Origin of the sequence: Burkholderia sp. Bp9142, assembly GCF_003853415.1 — a bacterium.
GTDB lineage: Bacteria > Pseudomonadota > Gammaproteobacteria > Burkholderiales > Burkholderiaceae > Burkholderia.
The window spans coordinates 69,242-84,612 of record NZ_QTPP01000023.1; the positions used below are offsets into that span (position 1 = coordinate 69,242).

The window sequence follows — 15,371 nt, forward strand, 5'->3', positions numbered from 1 at the left end:
GGCCGTTTCTAGTTGGAGGTCGGTGAGGCGATTAGGCGGGCCTGACGGAAGCCGATAGCACGTCCCGTTTCAGGGCGCCGGCGACCGCTATAACTGTTTTTCCACGCCCGTTGGCAAACCATGTCATCACAATGGTCAATCTCACTTCGCTCGGTGATGGACCTCAGCGGAGCACACGTCCTTATCGTCGACGATCGTCCGAGCGACTTGCGGCTCCTGATCGAACTCTTGCGAGTTACCAGTTGCCGGATCAGTGTCGCCTTTGATGGTTCACAGGCCTATCACCGTGCGCAGGCAGTTTCGCCGGACCTGATACTGATGGATGTCCGCATGCCCCGGATGGACGGCTTCGCCGTCTGCCGATTGTTGGCCTCGACGCCGTCGACGCAGACTATTCCAGTTGTAATTCTGACCGCCGCGGGTGCGCTCGAGGACCGTCTTGCCGGGCTTGAAACGGGAGCAATCGACTACATCGTAAAGCCGTTCGAGCCGGCAGAGGTCATCGTTCGAATTCGAAATCATATTAAGCGCTCCAGTCGCGATCGGCAGCCTCGAAACGTGCCCGAACTACCGGATAATCCGGACTCCAATTTGGTACGCGCTGCAATCGGAATCCTACTGCATGATTTGCGTAAGTCACCAGCTCTTGACGAACTGGCACACCTCGTCGGCACCCACGAAAAGCGCTTGTCCCGGATTTTTCGCGATTGCTTGGGGCAGACGGTATTCGAGTATTTGCGCGAGACGCGATTGCGCACCGCTATGCACCTTCTTTCGACGACATCGATGAGTATCTCGGATGTAGCCGACGAGATTGGCTTCTCGAGCGCGGCCAATTTTGCCACCGCATTTCGGGAACAACTTGGCGTTAGCCCATCGCGTTGGCGGAAGAGACACCTTGGACAGGATTGTGGCGGAACAAGCGACGAAATGCGGGTGGGCAAGGACTCAAAGTAGTAGCCCCGGAACACCGGCGAGCATGCGTCTTGTCCGACCGCACACGCCTGTTGCTTTACGCGCTGCTTGCCATCGACAAGAGCAGGGGGCGAGCGCGACTGCGATCTGCGCGGACCGCCAGTCGGGTCTGTGAGGCCGGCCGCAAACGTTACCGGTACTGCCGCGATGCGATCACCGCCGTTCTGAGCACATAACGAGAGCGATCTGGCCAGATCTGTCCGATGGTCGCCTCGTAACGAATTCATTGTCTTCGCAAGTCGATCCGGGGGCGGACTCGCGTTACTGTTTCGCCGGCGCGGGGTAAACGCTGATGAGAAAGCTGCCGTACATTTATTGACACCCCTCACAAATCTGCTAAATTTTCCCCATAAATTGACGGTGTATCAATTTTGTCGGACGTAGCGGTGGTGTGCGCTGGGTCCGCATGAATAATTTATCAGTACAACTACCTAATGGAGACGCCCCAATGAAATGGACATGTTCCGCGGTATGCTCGGCCGCTGCGATTCTTGCTGTGCCTGCGTACGCCCAGAGTACCGTTACGCTCTATGGAATCGTCGACGTCGGCGTGACCTACGCGAATAACGCGCAGACCTCAAAGATCGACGGGAAGCCGCACGGTGCCTCACAGTTTGCGTTGAGTGACGCCCATACTACCGGTCTCAGCGGTAGCCGCTGGGGCCTCAAGGGCGTCGAGGACCTGGGTGGTGGCTGGAAGGCGATTTTCAATGTGGAGAACGGGTTCATGGCGAACACCGGTGCATTGGCTCAGGGCGGAGCGGAGTTTGGACGCCAGGCTTGGGTAGGACTGGCCAGCCCTTGGGGCACGGTCACTGCGGGCCGTCAGTACGATCCGTTGGTGGACTATGTGCAACAGTTCGCTGCGTCGGGTGCATTCGCTGGATACATGGGTTCTCATCCGGACGATCTCGACAACCTGACGAATACGAACCGCATCAACAATTCTGTGAAGTTCGCCTCGGCGTCCTACGGCGGCTTCAGGGCCAGCGCCCTCTATAGTTTTGGCGGTGTGCCAGGGAGTCAGGCACAGAACCAGATATGGGGGCTCGGCGCCGGGTACACCGGAGAGCGTTTCGTCATGGGACTCGGGTACCTCAACGCGCGCGATCCGAATGTATCGTTTTACGGCAACACTCCGAATAAAGGTACCGCTGCGGCGAACAACATCGGTTCCGGAGGTAGCTCAACAGCACCCGAGTCCAATCCTGTCTATGCTGGCTATGCATCTGCCAAGACGCTGCAGATCTTCGGGGCGGGAGCCTCTTATACGCTCACAGACACGACGCTTTCTCTGGTTGGTACGAACGTTCGATTTGGCTCGCTGGGATCGTCGTCGGGGCCCAATCCGTTGGGTTATACCGGGGACGCTGTATTTACGAGTGTCGATCTCAACGTTCGATATCGTGCATCACCGATGCTCCAACTCGGCGCAGGCGTTGACTACACGCATCGGAACGCGGTGAAGGGCGACCAGGGGGCAAAATACTTGCAGCTGGATCTTGGCGTAGATTACAGCCTTTCGAAACGCACGGATTTGTATGCATTGGCGGTACTTCAACGTGCGATGGGTCATGATTCGCTCGGACAACCCGCCGTCGCATCAATTGCTGGCTTCAGTCCGTCGGCGACGGATAAACAGATCGGCGTTCGGCTCGGCATCCGGCACAAGTTTTGATGTCGCCGCCAAGCTGAGGTAACGTGTGGCGCCGCTCTATAGAGATGGCAATCGTACGGCGCCACACTTCCAAATAGCAACAAGCCTCGAATCGGTGCGGAGCAACCGGCTGGAATCGATGGGGCGATCAGTTGTTATTTGCCACGCGCTTTCGCCGTGACGTGCGCGGAAGGGAAGACTCCAGCGCTTCTCCATGTGATCGGGGCCACTGTTCGAATCCATCCAGCAGCAGCCGCAGGCCCTCATCAAACGCGCAGTCGGCGCTGAGCTTCGAGAAAGCCGACCCAACCAGCTTGGCTGCTGGATATCGATCGTCCGAGGCGGCTTCAAACTTGTCGCGTATGTAGTCCGAGTGCTCGGCGGGGCTCTGTCGCCCCGCAGCTGCCACGCTTGAAGACAAGAGGTATTGAGCAAGCAAATGGTACGCGAGCGCGGTCTTTTCCGCAGTGAAACCACCCTGCAGAAATGCCGAGGTCGTGTGATTGAACAGCGCCAGGCCGTAGTCCGTCTCGCCTGGTCCGACAGCCTGGAAAAGCCTGAAACGATTGTGCGATGCGATATAGAGGCTGACACCCGGCATTTCACGCGCGAATGCATACGAGATCCGGGCGATTTTCTCGACGTCCGGGCGCCAGTCTCCGGTTAACGCCGGCAACGCTTCAAGCCGTTGACGATAGTAACCGTTTAGTACCCCGGAGATCAGGTCGTCGCGGCTGCCAAGGTAATAGTGGATCAGGCCCGGCGCGACGCCAAATTCCTTTGAGAGCTGCACCATCGAAACCTGGTCAAGAGGCATCGACCGAGCCATCTCGCTGGCGCGCTCGATGATCACTTTCCGGGACAGCAGTGGCTCGGTACCGATCGCTGATGCCGTCTTAGGCGGCCGGCCTCGCCGTCGCGGGACGGTTTCGCCGGCGGATTCGGTTTTGTTTCGGGGTGCATCCGTCATGGTCAGCGCGATGGTTCGTGTGGGGACCGAAAGTTGTTGCGGGAAATTACCGACAGTCTACCTCCAAAATATAATTGACACCATCTCAATATATTTCTACTCTTTGATCAAGTGCTTGAACCGATCAGGAGACGAAGTGGCTGATATTGAAAAGGCGATCGTGACCGCAGGGCTGCGGGGTGCTAACTGGGACCCGGCCCTTATGACGCGCCCATATAAAGTGGTCCCGTATGCACTGCAGACTGCAGACGGTCAGAAGACGCTGGGATTCCTTTTTACGCGGACAGGCGAGGAGCGGACCGTTGTCTCGATCATGCATCCGAGAGAAATGTCCGTGACGCACTATCTCGTTCCGTCCGTGCTCGATGCGGGGTGCGCCTGCTGGGTACAGGGCCCCCGATCAATCGGCAACGATTTGCGGCTGGAGCACGAAATTGCGCTGTTGGACGTTGCAGCTGGCATGACCCACTTGCGCTCGCTGGAATTCGAAAACATCGTTCTGCTTGGAAATTCTGGTGGCGGTGCCCTCTACGCGTTCTATCATCAGCAGTCGCGTCTGGCTCCCGAACAGCGCATCAAGCGCACTCCAGGGGGGCGGGTGACTGGCCTTGGTGGCGTCGTGATGCCGACAGCGGACGGGATGATTCTGGTTTCTCCGCATCCTGGACAGGGGGTGATTCTCCTGAATAGCGTCGATCCGAGTGTGATCGACGAAAACGATCCTATGTCCGTCGATCCGGCACTTGATCCGTTCAGTGCAGATAACGGCTATGACGCGGCAACCAGAACAGCGCGCTATTCTCGCGAATTTTCGACGCGATACAGGACGGCGCAACTTGCGAGAGTGCAGCGCCTGGACGTGCATGCGCGGGCTTTGCTCGCGCGGAAGCAAGATGCGCGCAAGCGTGTCAAGGAAGGGGGCGGGACCGCTATCGATCACCGAGTTGCGGGTTATGCCCCGATATTCCAGGTATGGCGCACCGACGCTGATCTTCGTGCCTGGGATACGTCGATAGACCCATCGGACAGAAAGGCAGGCTCTCTGTGGGGCAACGATCCATTCACATCGAACTGGGGCAGCGTCGCATTTGGACGTGTAGTCACTCCGGAATCGTGGTTGTCCACATGGTCCGGCCTGACGAGTAACGCATCATTCGCGAAGTGTGCGTCGGCGATCGATGTGCCGACGCTTTTGCTGGAGTACTCGGGTGATCAGTGTGCTTTCCCAGAGGATTTCGAATGCATCTACAACGACATAGCGTCGAAAAATAAGACGCGAATCAAGGTTCGTGGAAACCACCATGGCATGGCTTTGAGCAAGGACGAGCCTTCCGGCCGACGGGTCGCGGGTGAGCATATCGCTGAGTGGCTGGGTGCACGCTTCACCGTTTGAGCATTGCATCACCACAGTTACAAGATGGAGACACAGTTGAACGAAAGAGAGTTCAGGCCCAAGCGAGCCTTGCCGGGCGTCCGTTATCCCGACATCGAACGATTGGCCCGCTACGTCGATGCCGGCGTCCTTCAAAAGCAATCGCTGCGTGCCGCGCTTTGTGAGTCCTTTCGCGAGCATGCCGGGCGAAAAATTCTGGTCGGCCCAGAGGGCGAGTTCACCTACGAGGAGTTTGATGAACTTACCGACCGGTTTGGCGCGGCGCTGTTGCGCGAAGGCGCCCGGCCGCTTGATCCTGTCATCTTGCAGTGCGGAAACTGCAACGAACTCCTCATCGCGTTTGTCGGTTGCCTCAAGGCAACGCTAATCCCTCTTTGTGCGCTTCAGGCGTTTCGTAAGCACGAGATTTCCTATCTCGGCAATCTCTGCGAAGCAGTCGTACACGTCGTACAAGGTGACGATGCAAGATTCGACGACGTCGCTTTCGGCGAGGAAATGTGCGATTACGTCCCTTCTCTGAAAATCCTCATTCAGGCCCGTGGGACCCCACGTGGCAGTGCGAACACGTTGTGGTCGCTGATTGACAGCATCGGCACGAACGACGCACGGTCCGTGCTGGCTGATGTCGAGGACGATCCGTTTCAAGTCGCGGTGTATCAGTTGTCGGGAGGCACTACTGGTGTCCCGAAGATAATTCCGCGTTTTCAGAACGAGTACTTGCTGAATATGCGGGCGGTCGCAAGCCGAAACGGCTACCACCGTGACGATGTCCTTTTCATGCCCACGCCGTTCATGCACAACATGAACATGGTCTGTTTCTTTGGGCCAATGATGTTGAACGGTGCGGCCGTGACGGTATGTCCAGACATCAGGCAGGAAACGCTCTGCGACGTAATCGAGCGCTACAGCCCTACCTGGTTTGGCCTTGCCGGTCCGATCTTTTCTCGGGTCGCGGACCAAATGCGGAGGGCATCTGTAGAGGAGAAGCAGCGTCGCAAGCTAATCGGCCCAAAGAATGCAGCGCGTTTGCGAGATGCGCTCGGCTCCCCCTGCTACCACATCTTTGGGATGACCGAAGGAGTGATCATGTTCGCTCATCCTAGTGACCCGCAGCGCATCCTCGACGAGTCGGTCGGTCGACCGGTGTCGGAATATGACGAGGTCCGGATTGTTGAGCCGGGAACAGAAATTGACGTTGATGACGGAGAGGTTGGGGAAGCGTTGTTCCGCGGACCATATACGATCCGCGGATATTTCAAGTCTGAAAGGGAAGACGTTCATCGCTTTACCACTGACGGCTATTACCGATCAGGTGATTTGATGATGGCCGAAGTGATCGACGGCAAGCGCTATTTCTTCTTCCGCGGACGGACGAAAGACGTCGTCGACAGAGGCGGCGAGAAAATCAACGCCGAGGAACTCGAGAATCTCATCAATGCGTGCCCGCGTGTGCATGCCTCCGCAGTTGTCGGAATGCCAGATCCGGTTTATGGCGAAAAGGTGTGCGCGTTCATCGTACCTAAGCCCGGAGTTGAGCCCATCACGCTATCCGAGTTGACCGAATACCTCGATGCCGCGGGTCTAGCCAAATTCAAATGGCCGGAGCGCGTGGAAATCATCCACGAATTTCCCGTCACCGCATCCGGGAAGCTGAGCAAGGCTCTGCTCCGAAAGTGCATTACCGAGCGCCTCAACGAAGAGCGTGCATCAACAACTGCTACCCAAGGCTAAATCATGAACCGTTCAGAACGTGAGGTACTCGTCGCGAATCCGGTGTTGCGTGGTGTTCATCACACCGCGCGTCCGACATGGAAGCTTGAAGAGACGGTCCGTTTCTATCGTGACCTTCTCGGTCTGCCGCTAGTCCATGCAATTTCCGCGCGAGGCTGGGGGCCGGCCGACCACGCGGACTTCCTTCATTTTTTCTTCGACAGCGGAAATGGCAGCACGATCGCGTTTTTCTACTACATCGGTACCGAACGTCCGGAGAAACTTATTCCCACCGATCATTACCAGGACCGAGCAACTCATACCGCGTGGCTTGTCCGTGACGAGACGGAACTGGCTCAATGGCGAACTCGCGTCGAGGAAGTTGGGATTCCGTTGCGATACCAGGTTCGCCACGAAGTAATTGAATCAATCTATTTCAATGATCCCAACGGTTATCCCATCGAGATCACGTACCAGACGCGTCCGTTCGACGACAAGGATAAGGGTGATGCGACTCGCACAATCGAAGCGGCCATCGAACTCGAACGTGCAAGCTACGCCGGCAGTCCCTTTGCGGGCATCGAACCAGTCTGGAAACGAAAAGGGGCCGGATTCAGTGATTCCGGGAGTTTGTCGGTTGCGTCCGTGTTCGTCCTCGATGTGCCGGAGTTTCGTGCTCTCGTCGACGCGGCTGAAGAACGGGGCGGTTACGAAGCCGTGCGAGTAAGCGATGGTTACGTGAGAATCGACGGGGCGCCGGGCCTTACCTTTGAGCGAAAGGAGTTGGGGTTCAAGCCGGCTGTCTGGTACGGCGCGTTAACGGGAGGACTGGTTGGGACCATCGAGCAGTTCGATATGGAAAAGCTGGTAATCGCGCCCGTGAGGCAAGCATGAAGGTCAATATCGTCGGAGGCGGTCCCTCCGGTCTGTTTCTTGCCATCCTCCTCGCGCGCCACGCCCCGCATATCCAGACGGAAGTGATCGAGCAGAATGAAGCTGACGCAACTTTTGGTTTCGGTGTCGTGCTCGCAGACACGGGGCTCACGCGACTGCATCAAGCGGCGCCTGAGCTTTGCACCGATTTGATATCGGCCATGAAGTTCACCTCGCAGCAAACCATCATCACCCAAGAAAGTCCAGTAACCGTGAAGCGGCCTGGGCAAGGCGGTGGCGCTATCCCAAGACTGAAGCTCCTGCAGATCCTTCAGGAGCACGCGACACGTCTTAACATTCCGGTGACCTATGCGTCGCGAATCAACGACATCGATGGTCTCGACGGCGACATCATTGTCGGTGCCGATGGTGTCAATTCAAAAGTGCGATCGAGCGACGAGATCGGATTTGGCACTACTAAGCAAGAACTGACAAACCATTTTGCATGGTTCGGCGTCGGAAAGGCGTTCGAAAATCCTTCCCTCGTATTTCGGGAGTTTTGTGGCGGATGCTTCGTTGCTCACTACTATCCGTATTCGGAGAGCATGAGTACGTTTGTGGCGGAGTGTGACCACGAGACGTGGATCAAACTTGGCCTGGAAGAGATGACTCTTGAACAGAGAGAGGCGCTTTTCGAAGAAGTTTTCGCGACCGAGCTCGACGGTTACCGATTGATTTCAAACAATTCCATTTGGCGGCAGTTTCCGGTCATCCGCAACGCAAACTGGTTCAGTGGAAACCGTGTGCTTGTCGGCGATGCTCTCGCGAGTGCCCATTTCTCGATCGGGTCGGGGACACGTATCGCGATGGAGGATTCGATCGCCTTGGCACAGGCGATTGTCGCAAACGACAGTGATGTCGTTGCTGCGCTCGCCGGTTATGTCGCGCGGCGTAGGGAATCCAAGGACCGCTTGATCAAGGCATCGGAAGCTTCCTATATGTGGTACGAAAACATCCGAGAGTGGATGAACGATCTCAGCCCGCATCAGTTCGTGTACCAGTTCATGACGAGAACGGGACGTGTCGATGCAGGGCGATTGCGCGAGCAGTATCCCGCGTTGGTCCGGGAATTGGAAGTGGCCGGGGCGATTCCCAGCATCGAGGGGCTCTCATGATCCATAGTTACGAGTACGTGCTTCATGAGGAGCCCTTTACCGTCCGGCGTACGGTTCGCTGGGCAGACTGCGATCCTGCTGGTGTCGTATATACCGGTCGGCTCAGCGAGTACGTCCTTAGTGCGGTGGCGCTATTCAAGGATTTTGTCTCAGAGTCGAGTGGCGGTGGACATCGGCCGCTTGGCGAAATCTTCGATGTCGGGCTGCCGTGTCGCGGCATGACATTCGACTTTTGCGGAACGCTTTGGCCCAACGACAGCGTCGATATCGAATGCAGCATAGGCGATATTCGAAGCCGATCGTTCGACATCCTGCTCGAAGGAAAGTCGCTCGATCGGCAACCCGTCTTTCTTTCGAAATTCTCACCCATATGCGTGCGCACCGACGCGCGCATCGGGACTGAAATTCCCGATGCGTTGAGAAGGATCCTTGAAGGCTTTGCGCGTAAGACGCTACAACAAACGGAGTCGACATGAATTATCGCATTGGGCAAATCGTGCCCAGCTCGAATATCACGATGGAGAAGGAGATCCCTGCATTGTTCGGGGCATATATGCAGGCGTACCCGGAGCATCAGTTCACTTTTCACTCGAGCCGGGTTCGTATGCATCGCGTTGTTCCCGAGGAACTTGAGCGCATGAACCGCGATATGGGGCGCTGCGCTATCGAACTCGCGGATGCGCGGGTAGACGTGCTGAGTACCGCGTGCCTTGTCGCAATCATGTGTATGGGTGAGGGGTATCACCGCGCGGCTACGCAATCGCTGTTGGACGCGCTCGATAGTCATCAGACATCCCCAGGGGTGATGACGTCCGCAGGCGCACTTGTGGATGAGTTGAAGAGCTTTGGCGCTCGTCGCATCTCGCTTATGGCTCCGTATTCCGATGCCTTGACGAAGCGGGTCGTCAGCTATATCGAGGCAGAAGGCATCGAAGTCAACGATGCTATCAATTTTTCTATCGAAGACAACCTTGAGGTTGGCGCACGTGATCCGATGCGTCTGATCGAAGACGTTAAACGATTGGATGTCCGTGGCGCCGATACCGTAGTGCTTTCGGCCTGTGTTCAGATGCCGTCGCTGCCGGCAATTCAGATAGCACAAGAGATGTTGGGCATTCCGGTCACCTCTACGGCAGTCTGCACGGCCCGGCAGATGCTGCGGTTGCTAGAGCTTCCGGTTACGGTCAGGGGTGCCGGTGCTTACCTCGGTGATCTTGGCGGGTTGGGGCACTGACGGAAAACATCGATAACAAGTCACAAGGAGACATGGCATGGAAATCGCAACTGATGACGGAACGTCGAAGGGCATTTACATTCGAAACGTACTTGGTGCGGCATTGGGAATGGCGTTCGGATTTGCGGCCATTTTCATCGCAACCAGCGGCGTTTTCAGCCCGGCGATTGTCAAGGAGTTTCATTGGGGGCGGGCGCAGGCGGCCCAGTCGTATTCAGCCTCGATGCTTGGTTTGGCGTTTGTCAGTCCCCTCATCGGCGTCCTGATGGACCGCTTCGGAGTTAAAAGAGTCGTTTTTGTCTCTGCGATTGTATTTGCGATTGCGATGGCCTGCATGGCATCCCAGAAAGGCAATACGGTGAGCTGGGTGGCACTGTCTCTGATTGTCGGTATGTCGGGTGCGGCTACTTCCGTGCTCGGCTACCTCGCTATCCTTCCACAATGGTTCGACCGCCGCCTGGGTTTGGCAATTGGCATTGCGATGGTCGGCTTCGGAATCGGAACGGTCGCGATGCCGGCACTATCGGCACGGTTGATCGCACACGTCGGGTGGCGCGAGGCCTACCAGGTACTAGCAATTGTCTCTTGTGCAGGGGCATTCGTTGCATTCCTTCTGATGCGCGAGAAGCGTGGTTCTCGGCGCGTGGTTCATGTTCGCGGGACCTCCGGCGCCGTCGATGCCGGGGTCGGATCCACGCGAGGGCGACGCGTGAAGGTACTCATGATCTTTGCGGGTGCTCTATGTGCTTCTACCGCCGTACTGTCACTGGTTCCACACCTTCCTGCACTGCTGATGGATCGAGGGATATCCGCTATCGATGCGGCGCGCTGCGCATCGTTTGTCGGGTTCGGTATTCTGATTGGTCGTCTCACATCCGGTCTACTGGTCGATCGAATTCATGCCCCGTTTGTTGCGTGCGTATACTTTGCGTCGGGAGCCATCGGCTTCGTTTTGCTTCGCCAGATCGATAGCTACTATGGTGCGATGGCCGCTTCGATCCTCGTTGGACTCGCGATCGGTGCTGAGGGTGATTTGCTCTCGTATCTCACACGTGCTTACATCGGAATGGAAAAATTCGGTTTGTTTTACGGAATCGTCTTTTCGGGTTACTCACTAGGGGCAGTGATCGGGCCGATGGCAACGGGCTATTATTTCGACGTCAACAAGTCATACGATCTGCCAATGCAGATGGCTCCGTACCTTCTTTTAGCGTCTTGCGTTTTCCTTCTTGGCCTGGGGCGCTATACGAAGCCGGGGGAGCATTCGAATGACTCTCTTTCTAGATTTGCCGTCACCGGCAAGTAATCTTTGAATCATTGGTGGCGACGCGATGGATGCGGTTCGTTGCCCGACTAATCTTCACTTCATATCCGATACATCATGCGAGAAGCTGTAATTGTCTCGACCGCCCGTACCCCGATAACGAAGGCTCATCGGGGCGAGTACAACGCGACACCGGGACCCACACTGGCGTCTTATGCCGTACGCGCGGCCGTCGAGCGCGCTAACATTGATCCGGGCTTGATCGAGGATGTGATCTTGGGCTGCGGCTATCCCGAAGGCGCGACCGGACGGAACATTGCTCGCCAGACTGTGGTTCGCTCCGAGCTCCCGATCTCAATCGCGGGGACCACCGTCAACCGGTTTTGCGCCTCCGGTCTGCAGGCAATAGCATTCGCTGCCGGGCGAATCGTCGTTGATGGCGCGCCGGCAATGATCGCTGGCGGCGTCGAAAGTATCTCGTCGATTCGTACGCGGGAAGATAGTGCGTCTGGTGTCGATCCGTGGATCATGGAGCGAAAGCCCGATCTCTATATGTCGATGATCGAGACAGCTGACATTGTCGCCAAGCGCTATGAAATTAGCCGCGTGGACCAGGACGAATTTTCTGCCCGGAGCCAGAGCCGCACTGAGCTTGCGCAGGCAACGGGTCGGTTCGACGAAGAAATTGTGCCCGTCTCGACCATCATGTCTGTTGCTGACAAGAACTCCGGAACATTCGAAAGGCGTGCCGTAACGGTTAGAAGGGATACATGCAACCGGCCGGGAACCACGGCAGAGGCACTAATGAAGCTGGAGCCGGTTAACGGGCCTGATCGTTTCGTGACAGCAGGAAACGCTTCACAGCTCTCTGACGGTGCTGCTGCCTGCGTCTTGATGGAGGCACGCGAAGCGGAACGTTATGGACTGTCGCCACTTGGCGCCTTCCGTGGGCTCGCACTCGCTGGATGCGAGCCAGACGAAATGGGTATTGGTCCGGTGTTAGCCGTACCGCGACTCTTGGCCCGGCATGGATTGACCGTGGACGACATTGGGCTTTGGGAAATCAATGAGGCTTTTGCGTCACAAGCGATTTATTGCCAGCGTCGGCTCGGAGTACATTCTGAGAGACTAAATGTCAACGGCGGTGCGATTTCGATTGGACATCCGTTTGGCATGACCGGCACCCGAATGGTGGGACACGTGTTGATCGAGGGAAGACGGCGAGGAATCCGCTATGCCGTTGTGACGATGTGTGTCGCTGGTGGTATGGGAGCTGCTGCTCTTTTCGAGGTTTACTGAGGGATGGCGATGCCTTCAAGAAACGGAGCATCAAGCGGACTCGAGGGGGATTCCTCCGTGGCTGTGAGCGAGGCCCCGTGTTTCGATAGTCCCTTCGTTGACTCACTCGGAATTGAACGCGTCACGTGTTCGGCCGGGACATGCGAAGTGGTGTTGCCGCTGAGATCGGCGCATATGAACGCATGGGGTATTGCCCATGGTGGCATCAGTATGACGCTTTCTGACATCTCACTCGCGTTGGCCGCACGCAGTGTGGCAGACTCGGATACAGGTGTTCTGACAATCGAATTGAAGATTAGCTTCATCCAGGCCGGTCGAGGACAGCTCTACGCGCGCGGCCGCTTGTTACATAGGTCAGCGAAGATGGCTTACTGTGAAGGCGAGATTGTCGACGGCAGTGGGTTGTTGGTGGCGAAGTCTCTCGGGACCTTCAAGTACGCGACGAAGCGTTGAGTCAGTCAGTTTTTTGATTTCCGACAGGTGCGACGTACATAGGGGCTATGATGAAAGAGCGGGTTCTTGTAACTGGGGGAGCGAGTGGTATTGGTGCCGCCGTGGCCAGCCGGTGCAGGGAAGACGGTTATGACGTGGTTGTAATCGACAAAGTAGGAGATGGAATAATTGCGGATCTTTCGGATCCAGCGGATTGTGCCAATGCCCTTGCGGACGCCTTGTCAGGGGGGCCAATAACGAGGCTAGTGAATAACGTCGGAATGGTAGCGCCGGCCGACGCAAGTACCCAGACGCTGGAGGATCTCGGAAAGGTCTTGGATCTGAATGTCCGGTGCGCGCATCAGTGTATGCAGGCACTTCTTCCGGGAATGAAGGAGGCTGCGTTCGGTCGTATCGTGAATGTCTCGTCTCGAGCTGCGTTAGGAAAGGAATTGCGCACGGCATATGCAGCGAGTAAGGCGGCTCTGTTGGGGATGACGCGCGTATGGGCACTCGAACTCGGTACCTGGGGAATTACGGCTAACGCAGTTGGTCCTGGCCCGATTCGGACGGAGCTATTCGATGCAGCTAATCCTCCGGAATCCCCGCGGACACGGGCCATTATTGCGAGCGTTCCGGTCAAGCGGCTGGGGGTGCCGGAGGACGTTGCACGAGCAATCGCTTTCTTTCTAGAACCGTCCAGTGGCTTTGTTACGGGACAGACCTTGTATGTTTGTGGCGGCATGACCGTCGGTGTTGCTTCGATCTAAAGCAATACCGGTACAACCTCCAGCCGACACCGGAAACAGAAAAGTTGCCGGTCGCCGGTTTCTCCGTTTCGGATTCAAGATCCAAATCGTGTTGGGACCAGCTTGAAAGCGCAGCACGTGGACGGACGTACGCTTGTAGCCGCTGGGGGCGCCGCTTGTGTCGGTCCGGTGCTGCGTAGCCGGGTTGACGTGTGCGGAGGAGCTCACGCATGTTGCTCGTCACGACTATTTTCCCGTCTGCTTCGGACACACGTTAGAACGCATGTGCCAGAAGGAGAAGGGTCACCGTAACTGTGATTGCTCCTCCAATCCGTGTCGCAATCTGCGCGAATGGCATCAGGTTCATACGGTTGCAGGCCGTGAGTATGGCGACGTCTCCGGTACCACCCTGGCCGCTGTGACAGGCATTCACGATTGCGGTGTCGATCGGATACATTTTCAACCATTTGCCGACAAGGTAGCCGGTGCCCATCAGGGCCGCTACAGTACTCGCGATGGTTACGACGTTTGCGACATTAATGGCAGCGACGAGCTTGTCCCACGGTGTCATTGCAGTTCCGATTGCAAACAGCAACGGGTAAGTGACCGCGGTCGAGAAGAATTGGTAGACAACCCGCGCGCCGCCTTCAAGATTCGGAGAAACAAGCCGACAGACCTTGATGAAGACGGCAATGAAGAGCATCGCCACGGGTGCAGGCAATCCGAGCAACCGATGTCCCAGGAGGCCCACCAGGTACAGGGAGATGGCGGTGATCGCAGCTGCAGCGACAGTATTTACGTCGGGAGTGGACGGCGCCGATTCGTCGACCGGCGTCGTCGGAAGTTCGGCAGCCGGCTGCAGCGTACCGCGTCCGGTCAGGTGCGGTCGCTTTTCACCGACCCAATTGAGAACACCCGAGAATAGGATGGCACACAAGCTTCCGATCATGACCGCCGGTAGGACTTCCGCAAATACCGGACCTTGCGGGATCTTCATAATTTCCGAATAACCGACGGAAAGGGGAATCGCCCCTTCACCTACGCCTCCGGCCATGATCGGGATGACAATGTAGAGAAGGGTGTGCTTGGTGCCGAGGCCGAGCACGGTTCCCACGATGGTTCCGACGATTCCACCAACGATGGACCCGGCAGCGAGTGGAAAGAATATTTTGGCAAATCCTCGGATCAGCACCTCGCGATCCATACTGAAGATGCTGCCAACGATAATCGACGCGATGAACAGATACATGAAGTTGCTCACATGCGTGAAGTTTGTCACCATGCCGATCAACTTGGCAGGAAGCAACTGATGAAACGCGAGAAACGAGGGAAGAAACGTGGCGACGATCGCAGCGGAGCCGATCTTGTTGAAGATTGGCATGCGTTTACCGATCTCCGCACAAGTGAAGCCGCAAAGCACCAGGACCGCGATCGCCATCGAGATCTCACCGGGAACCTTGCCCGTCGTAACGAAGCCTGCCACGAGCGCGATCAGGAGAAGGTAGATCGGCAGCGGAACAATGCCTATGCGCAGTTCAACGATTGCCCACCAACCATAAGGCCAGAAACTGCTTCTACGGATGCCTGCATTATCTGAAGAGAGTTCTCTCGTTTGTTGCATGTAACGTCTCCTATGTAAT

14 protein-coding genes are annotated in these 15,371 nt (G+C 56.7%); 12 read left to right on the forward strand and 2 right to left on the reverse strand.

Translation table 11 applies throughout. The features are described from left to right. Positions 1-120: 120 nt before the first annotated feature. Together DIE22_RS23800 and DIE22_RS23805 are read left to right on the forward strand one after the other, a co-directional pair. Positions 121-957: a response regulator gene (locus DIE22_RS23800; protein WP_124501103.1), complete on the forward strand. Its 837-nt coding sequence runs from the start codon at positions 121-123 to the stop codon at positions 955-957. Between the two features lie 466 nt (positions 958-1,423). Next, entirely contained in the window at positions 1,424-2,653 is a 1,230-nt protein-coding gene (locus tag DIE22_RS23805; RefSeq protein WP_124501104.1) for a porin, read from the forward strand. 127 nt (positions 2,654-2,780) lie between these two features. Here the strand turns inward: DIE22_RS23805 and DIE22_RS23810 are convergent, their stop codons facing one another. Then, entirely contained in the window at positions 2,781-3,602 is an 822-nt protein-coding gene (locus DIE22_RS23810) for a TetR/AcrR family transcriptional regulator (RefSeq protein ID WP_124501105.1), read from the reverse strand. Between the two features lie 202 nt (positions 3,603-3,804). On the opposite strand from DIE22_RS23810, the gene DIE22_RS23815 reads away from it, so the two are divergent. The 10 genes from DIE22_RS23815 to DIE22_RS23860 all read left to right on the forward strand — a co-directional run bounded on the left by DIE22_RS23815 (position 3,805) and on the right by DIE22_RS23860 (position 13,752). Further along, entirely contained in the window at positions 3,805-4,995 is a 1,191-nt protein-coding gene (locus DIE22_RS23815) for an alpha/beta hydrolase (RefSeq protein WP_124501138.1), read from the forward strand. Positions 4,996-5,031: 36 nt separating this feature from the next. Further along, the gene (locus DIE22_RS23820) at positions 5,032-6,726 is read left to right on the forward strand and encodes an AMP-binding protein (protein ID WP_260426745.1); all 1,695 of its coding nucleotides are present in this window, start codon (positions 5,032-5,034) and stop codon (positions 6,724-6,726) included. A gap of 3 nt (positions 6,727-6,729) precedes the next feature. Further along, the gene (locus DIE22_RS23825) at positions 6,730-7,599 is read left to right on the forward strand and encodes a VOC family protein (RefSeq protein ID WP_124501107.1); all 870 of its coding nucleotides are present in this window, start codon (positions 6,730-6,732) and stop codon (positions 7,597-7,599) included. Continuing rightward, entirely contained in the window at positions 7,596-8,753 is a 1,158-nt protein-coding gene (locus DIE22_RS23830) for an FAD-dependent monooxygenase (protein WP_124501108.1), read from the forward strand. Before DIE22_RS23825 ends, DIE22_RS23830 begins: the two co-directional genes overlap by 4 nt. Continuing rightward, positions 8,750-9,229, forward strand: a complete 480-nt coding sequence (locus DIE22_RS23835; RefSeq protein ID WP_124501109.1) for an acyl-CoA thioesterase — start codon at positions 8,750-8,752, stop codon at positions 9,227-9,229. The genes DIE22_RS23830 and DIE22_RS23835 overlap by 4 nt, the downstream gene beginning before the upstream one ends. Continuing rightward, complete coding sequence (locus DIE22_RS23840; protein ID WP_124501110.1) at positions 9,226-9,987, forward strand: Asp/Glu racemase; 762 nt, start codon at positions 9,226-9,228, stop codon at positions 9,985-9,987. Before DIE22_RS23835 ends, DIE22_RS23840 begins: the two co-directional genes overlap by 4 nt. Positions 9,988-10,024: 37 nt before the next feature. Continuing rightward, positions 10,025-11,293: an MFS transporter gene (locus DIE22_RS23845; RefSeq protein ID WP_124501111.1), complete on the forward strand. Its 1,269-nt coding sequence runs from the start codon at positions 10,025-10,027 to the stop codon at positions 11,291-11,293. Between the two features lie 75 nt (positions 11,294-11,368). Continuing rightward, the gene (locus DIE22_RS23850) at positions 11,369-12,550 is read left to right on the forward strand and encodes an acetyl-CoA C-acyltransferase (RefSeq protein WP_124501112.1); all 1,182 of its coding nucleotides are present in this window, start codon (positions 11,369-11,371) and stop codon (positions 12,548-12,550) included. Positions 12,551-12,559: 9 nt separating this feature from the next. Next, positions 12,560-13,003 (forward strand): PaaI family thioesterase, encoded by a 444-nt coding sequence (locus DIE22_RS23855; RefSeq protein ID WP_124501139.1) that lies wholly within the window; start codon positions 12,560-12,562, stop codon positions 13,001-13,003. Positions 13,004-13,050: 47 nt separating this feature from the next. Further along, positions 13,051-13,752 carry an SDR family oxidoreductase gene (locus tag DIE22_RS23860; protein WP_124606224.1) on the forward strand — a complete coding sequence of 234 codons (702 nt, stop codon included), beginning with the start codon at positions 13,051-13,053 and terminating at the stop codon, positions 13,750-13,752. Positions 13,753-14,005: 253 nt separating this feature from the next. Here the strand turns inward: DIE22_RS23860 and DIE22_RS23865 are convergent, their stop codons facing one another. Then, on the reverse strand, positions 14,006-15,352 hold the full coding sequence (locus DIE22_RS23865) for a 2-hydroxycarboxylate transporter family protein (RefSeq protein WP_124501114.1): 1,347 nt from the start codon (positions 15,350-15,352) through the stop codon (positions 14,006-14,008). Positions 15,353-15,371 lie beyond the last annotated feature (19 nt).

Excerpts from the sequence above, each read along its gene's own strand:
- DIE22_RS23825 (WP_124501107.1), top strand. The coding sequence starts at position 6,730 with ATGAACCGTTCAGAACGTGAGGTACTCGTCGCGAATCCGGTGTTGCGT.
- DIE22_RS23835 (WP_124501109.1), top strand. The coding sequence starts at position 8,750 with ATGATCCATAGTTACGAGTACGTGCTTCATGAGGAGCCCTTTACCGTC.
- DIE22_RS23845 (WP_124501111.1), top strand. The coding sequence starts at position 10,025 with ATGGAAATCGCAACTGATGACGGAACGTCGAAGGGCATTTACATTCGA.
- DIE22_RS23805 (WP_124501104.1), top strand. The coding sequence starts at position 1,424 with ATGAAATGGACATGTTCCGCGGTATGCTCGGCCGCTGCGATTCTTGCT.
- DIE22_RS23815 (WP_124501138.1), top strand. The coding sequence starts at position 3,805 with ATGACGCGCCCATATAAAGTGGTCCCGTATGCACTGCAGACTGCAGAC.
- DIE22_RS23840 (WP_124501110.1), top strand. The coding sequence starts at position 9,226 with ATGAATTATCGCATTGGGCAAATCGTGCCCAGCTCGAATATCACGATG.
- DIE22_RS23830 (WP_124501108.1), top strand. The coding sequence starts at position 7,596 with ATGAAGGTCAATATCGTCGGAGGCGGTCCCTCCGGTCTGTTTCTTGCC.
- DIE22_RS23860 (WP_124606224.1), top strand. The coding sequence starts at position 13,051 with ATGATGAAAGAGCGGGTTCTTGTAACTGGGGGAGCGAGTGGTATTGGT.
- DIE22_RS23850 (WP_124501112.1), top strand. The coding sequence starts at position 11,369 with ATGCGAGAAGCTGTAATTGTCTCGACCGCCCGTACCCCGATAACGAAG.
- DIE22_RS23810 (WP_124501105.1), bottom strand. The coding sequence starts at position 3,602 with ATGACGGATGCACCCCGAAACAAAACCGAATCCGCCGGCGAAACCGTC.
- DIE22_RS23865 (WP_124501114.1), bottom strand. The coding sequence starts at position 15,352 with ATGCAACAAACGAGAGAACTCTCTTCAGATAATGCAGGCATCCGTAGA.
- DIE22_RS23800 (WP_124501103.1), top strand. The coding sequence starts at position 121 with ATGTCATCACAATGGTCAATCTCACTTCGCTCGGTGATGGACCTCAGC.
- DIE22_RS23855 (WP_124501139.1), top strand. The coding sequence starts at position 12,560 with ATGCCTTCAAGAAACGGAGCATCAAGCGGACTCGAGGGGGATTCCTCC.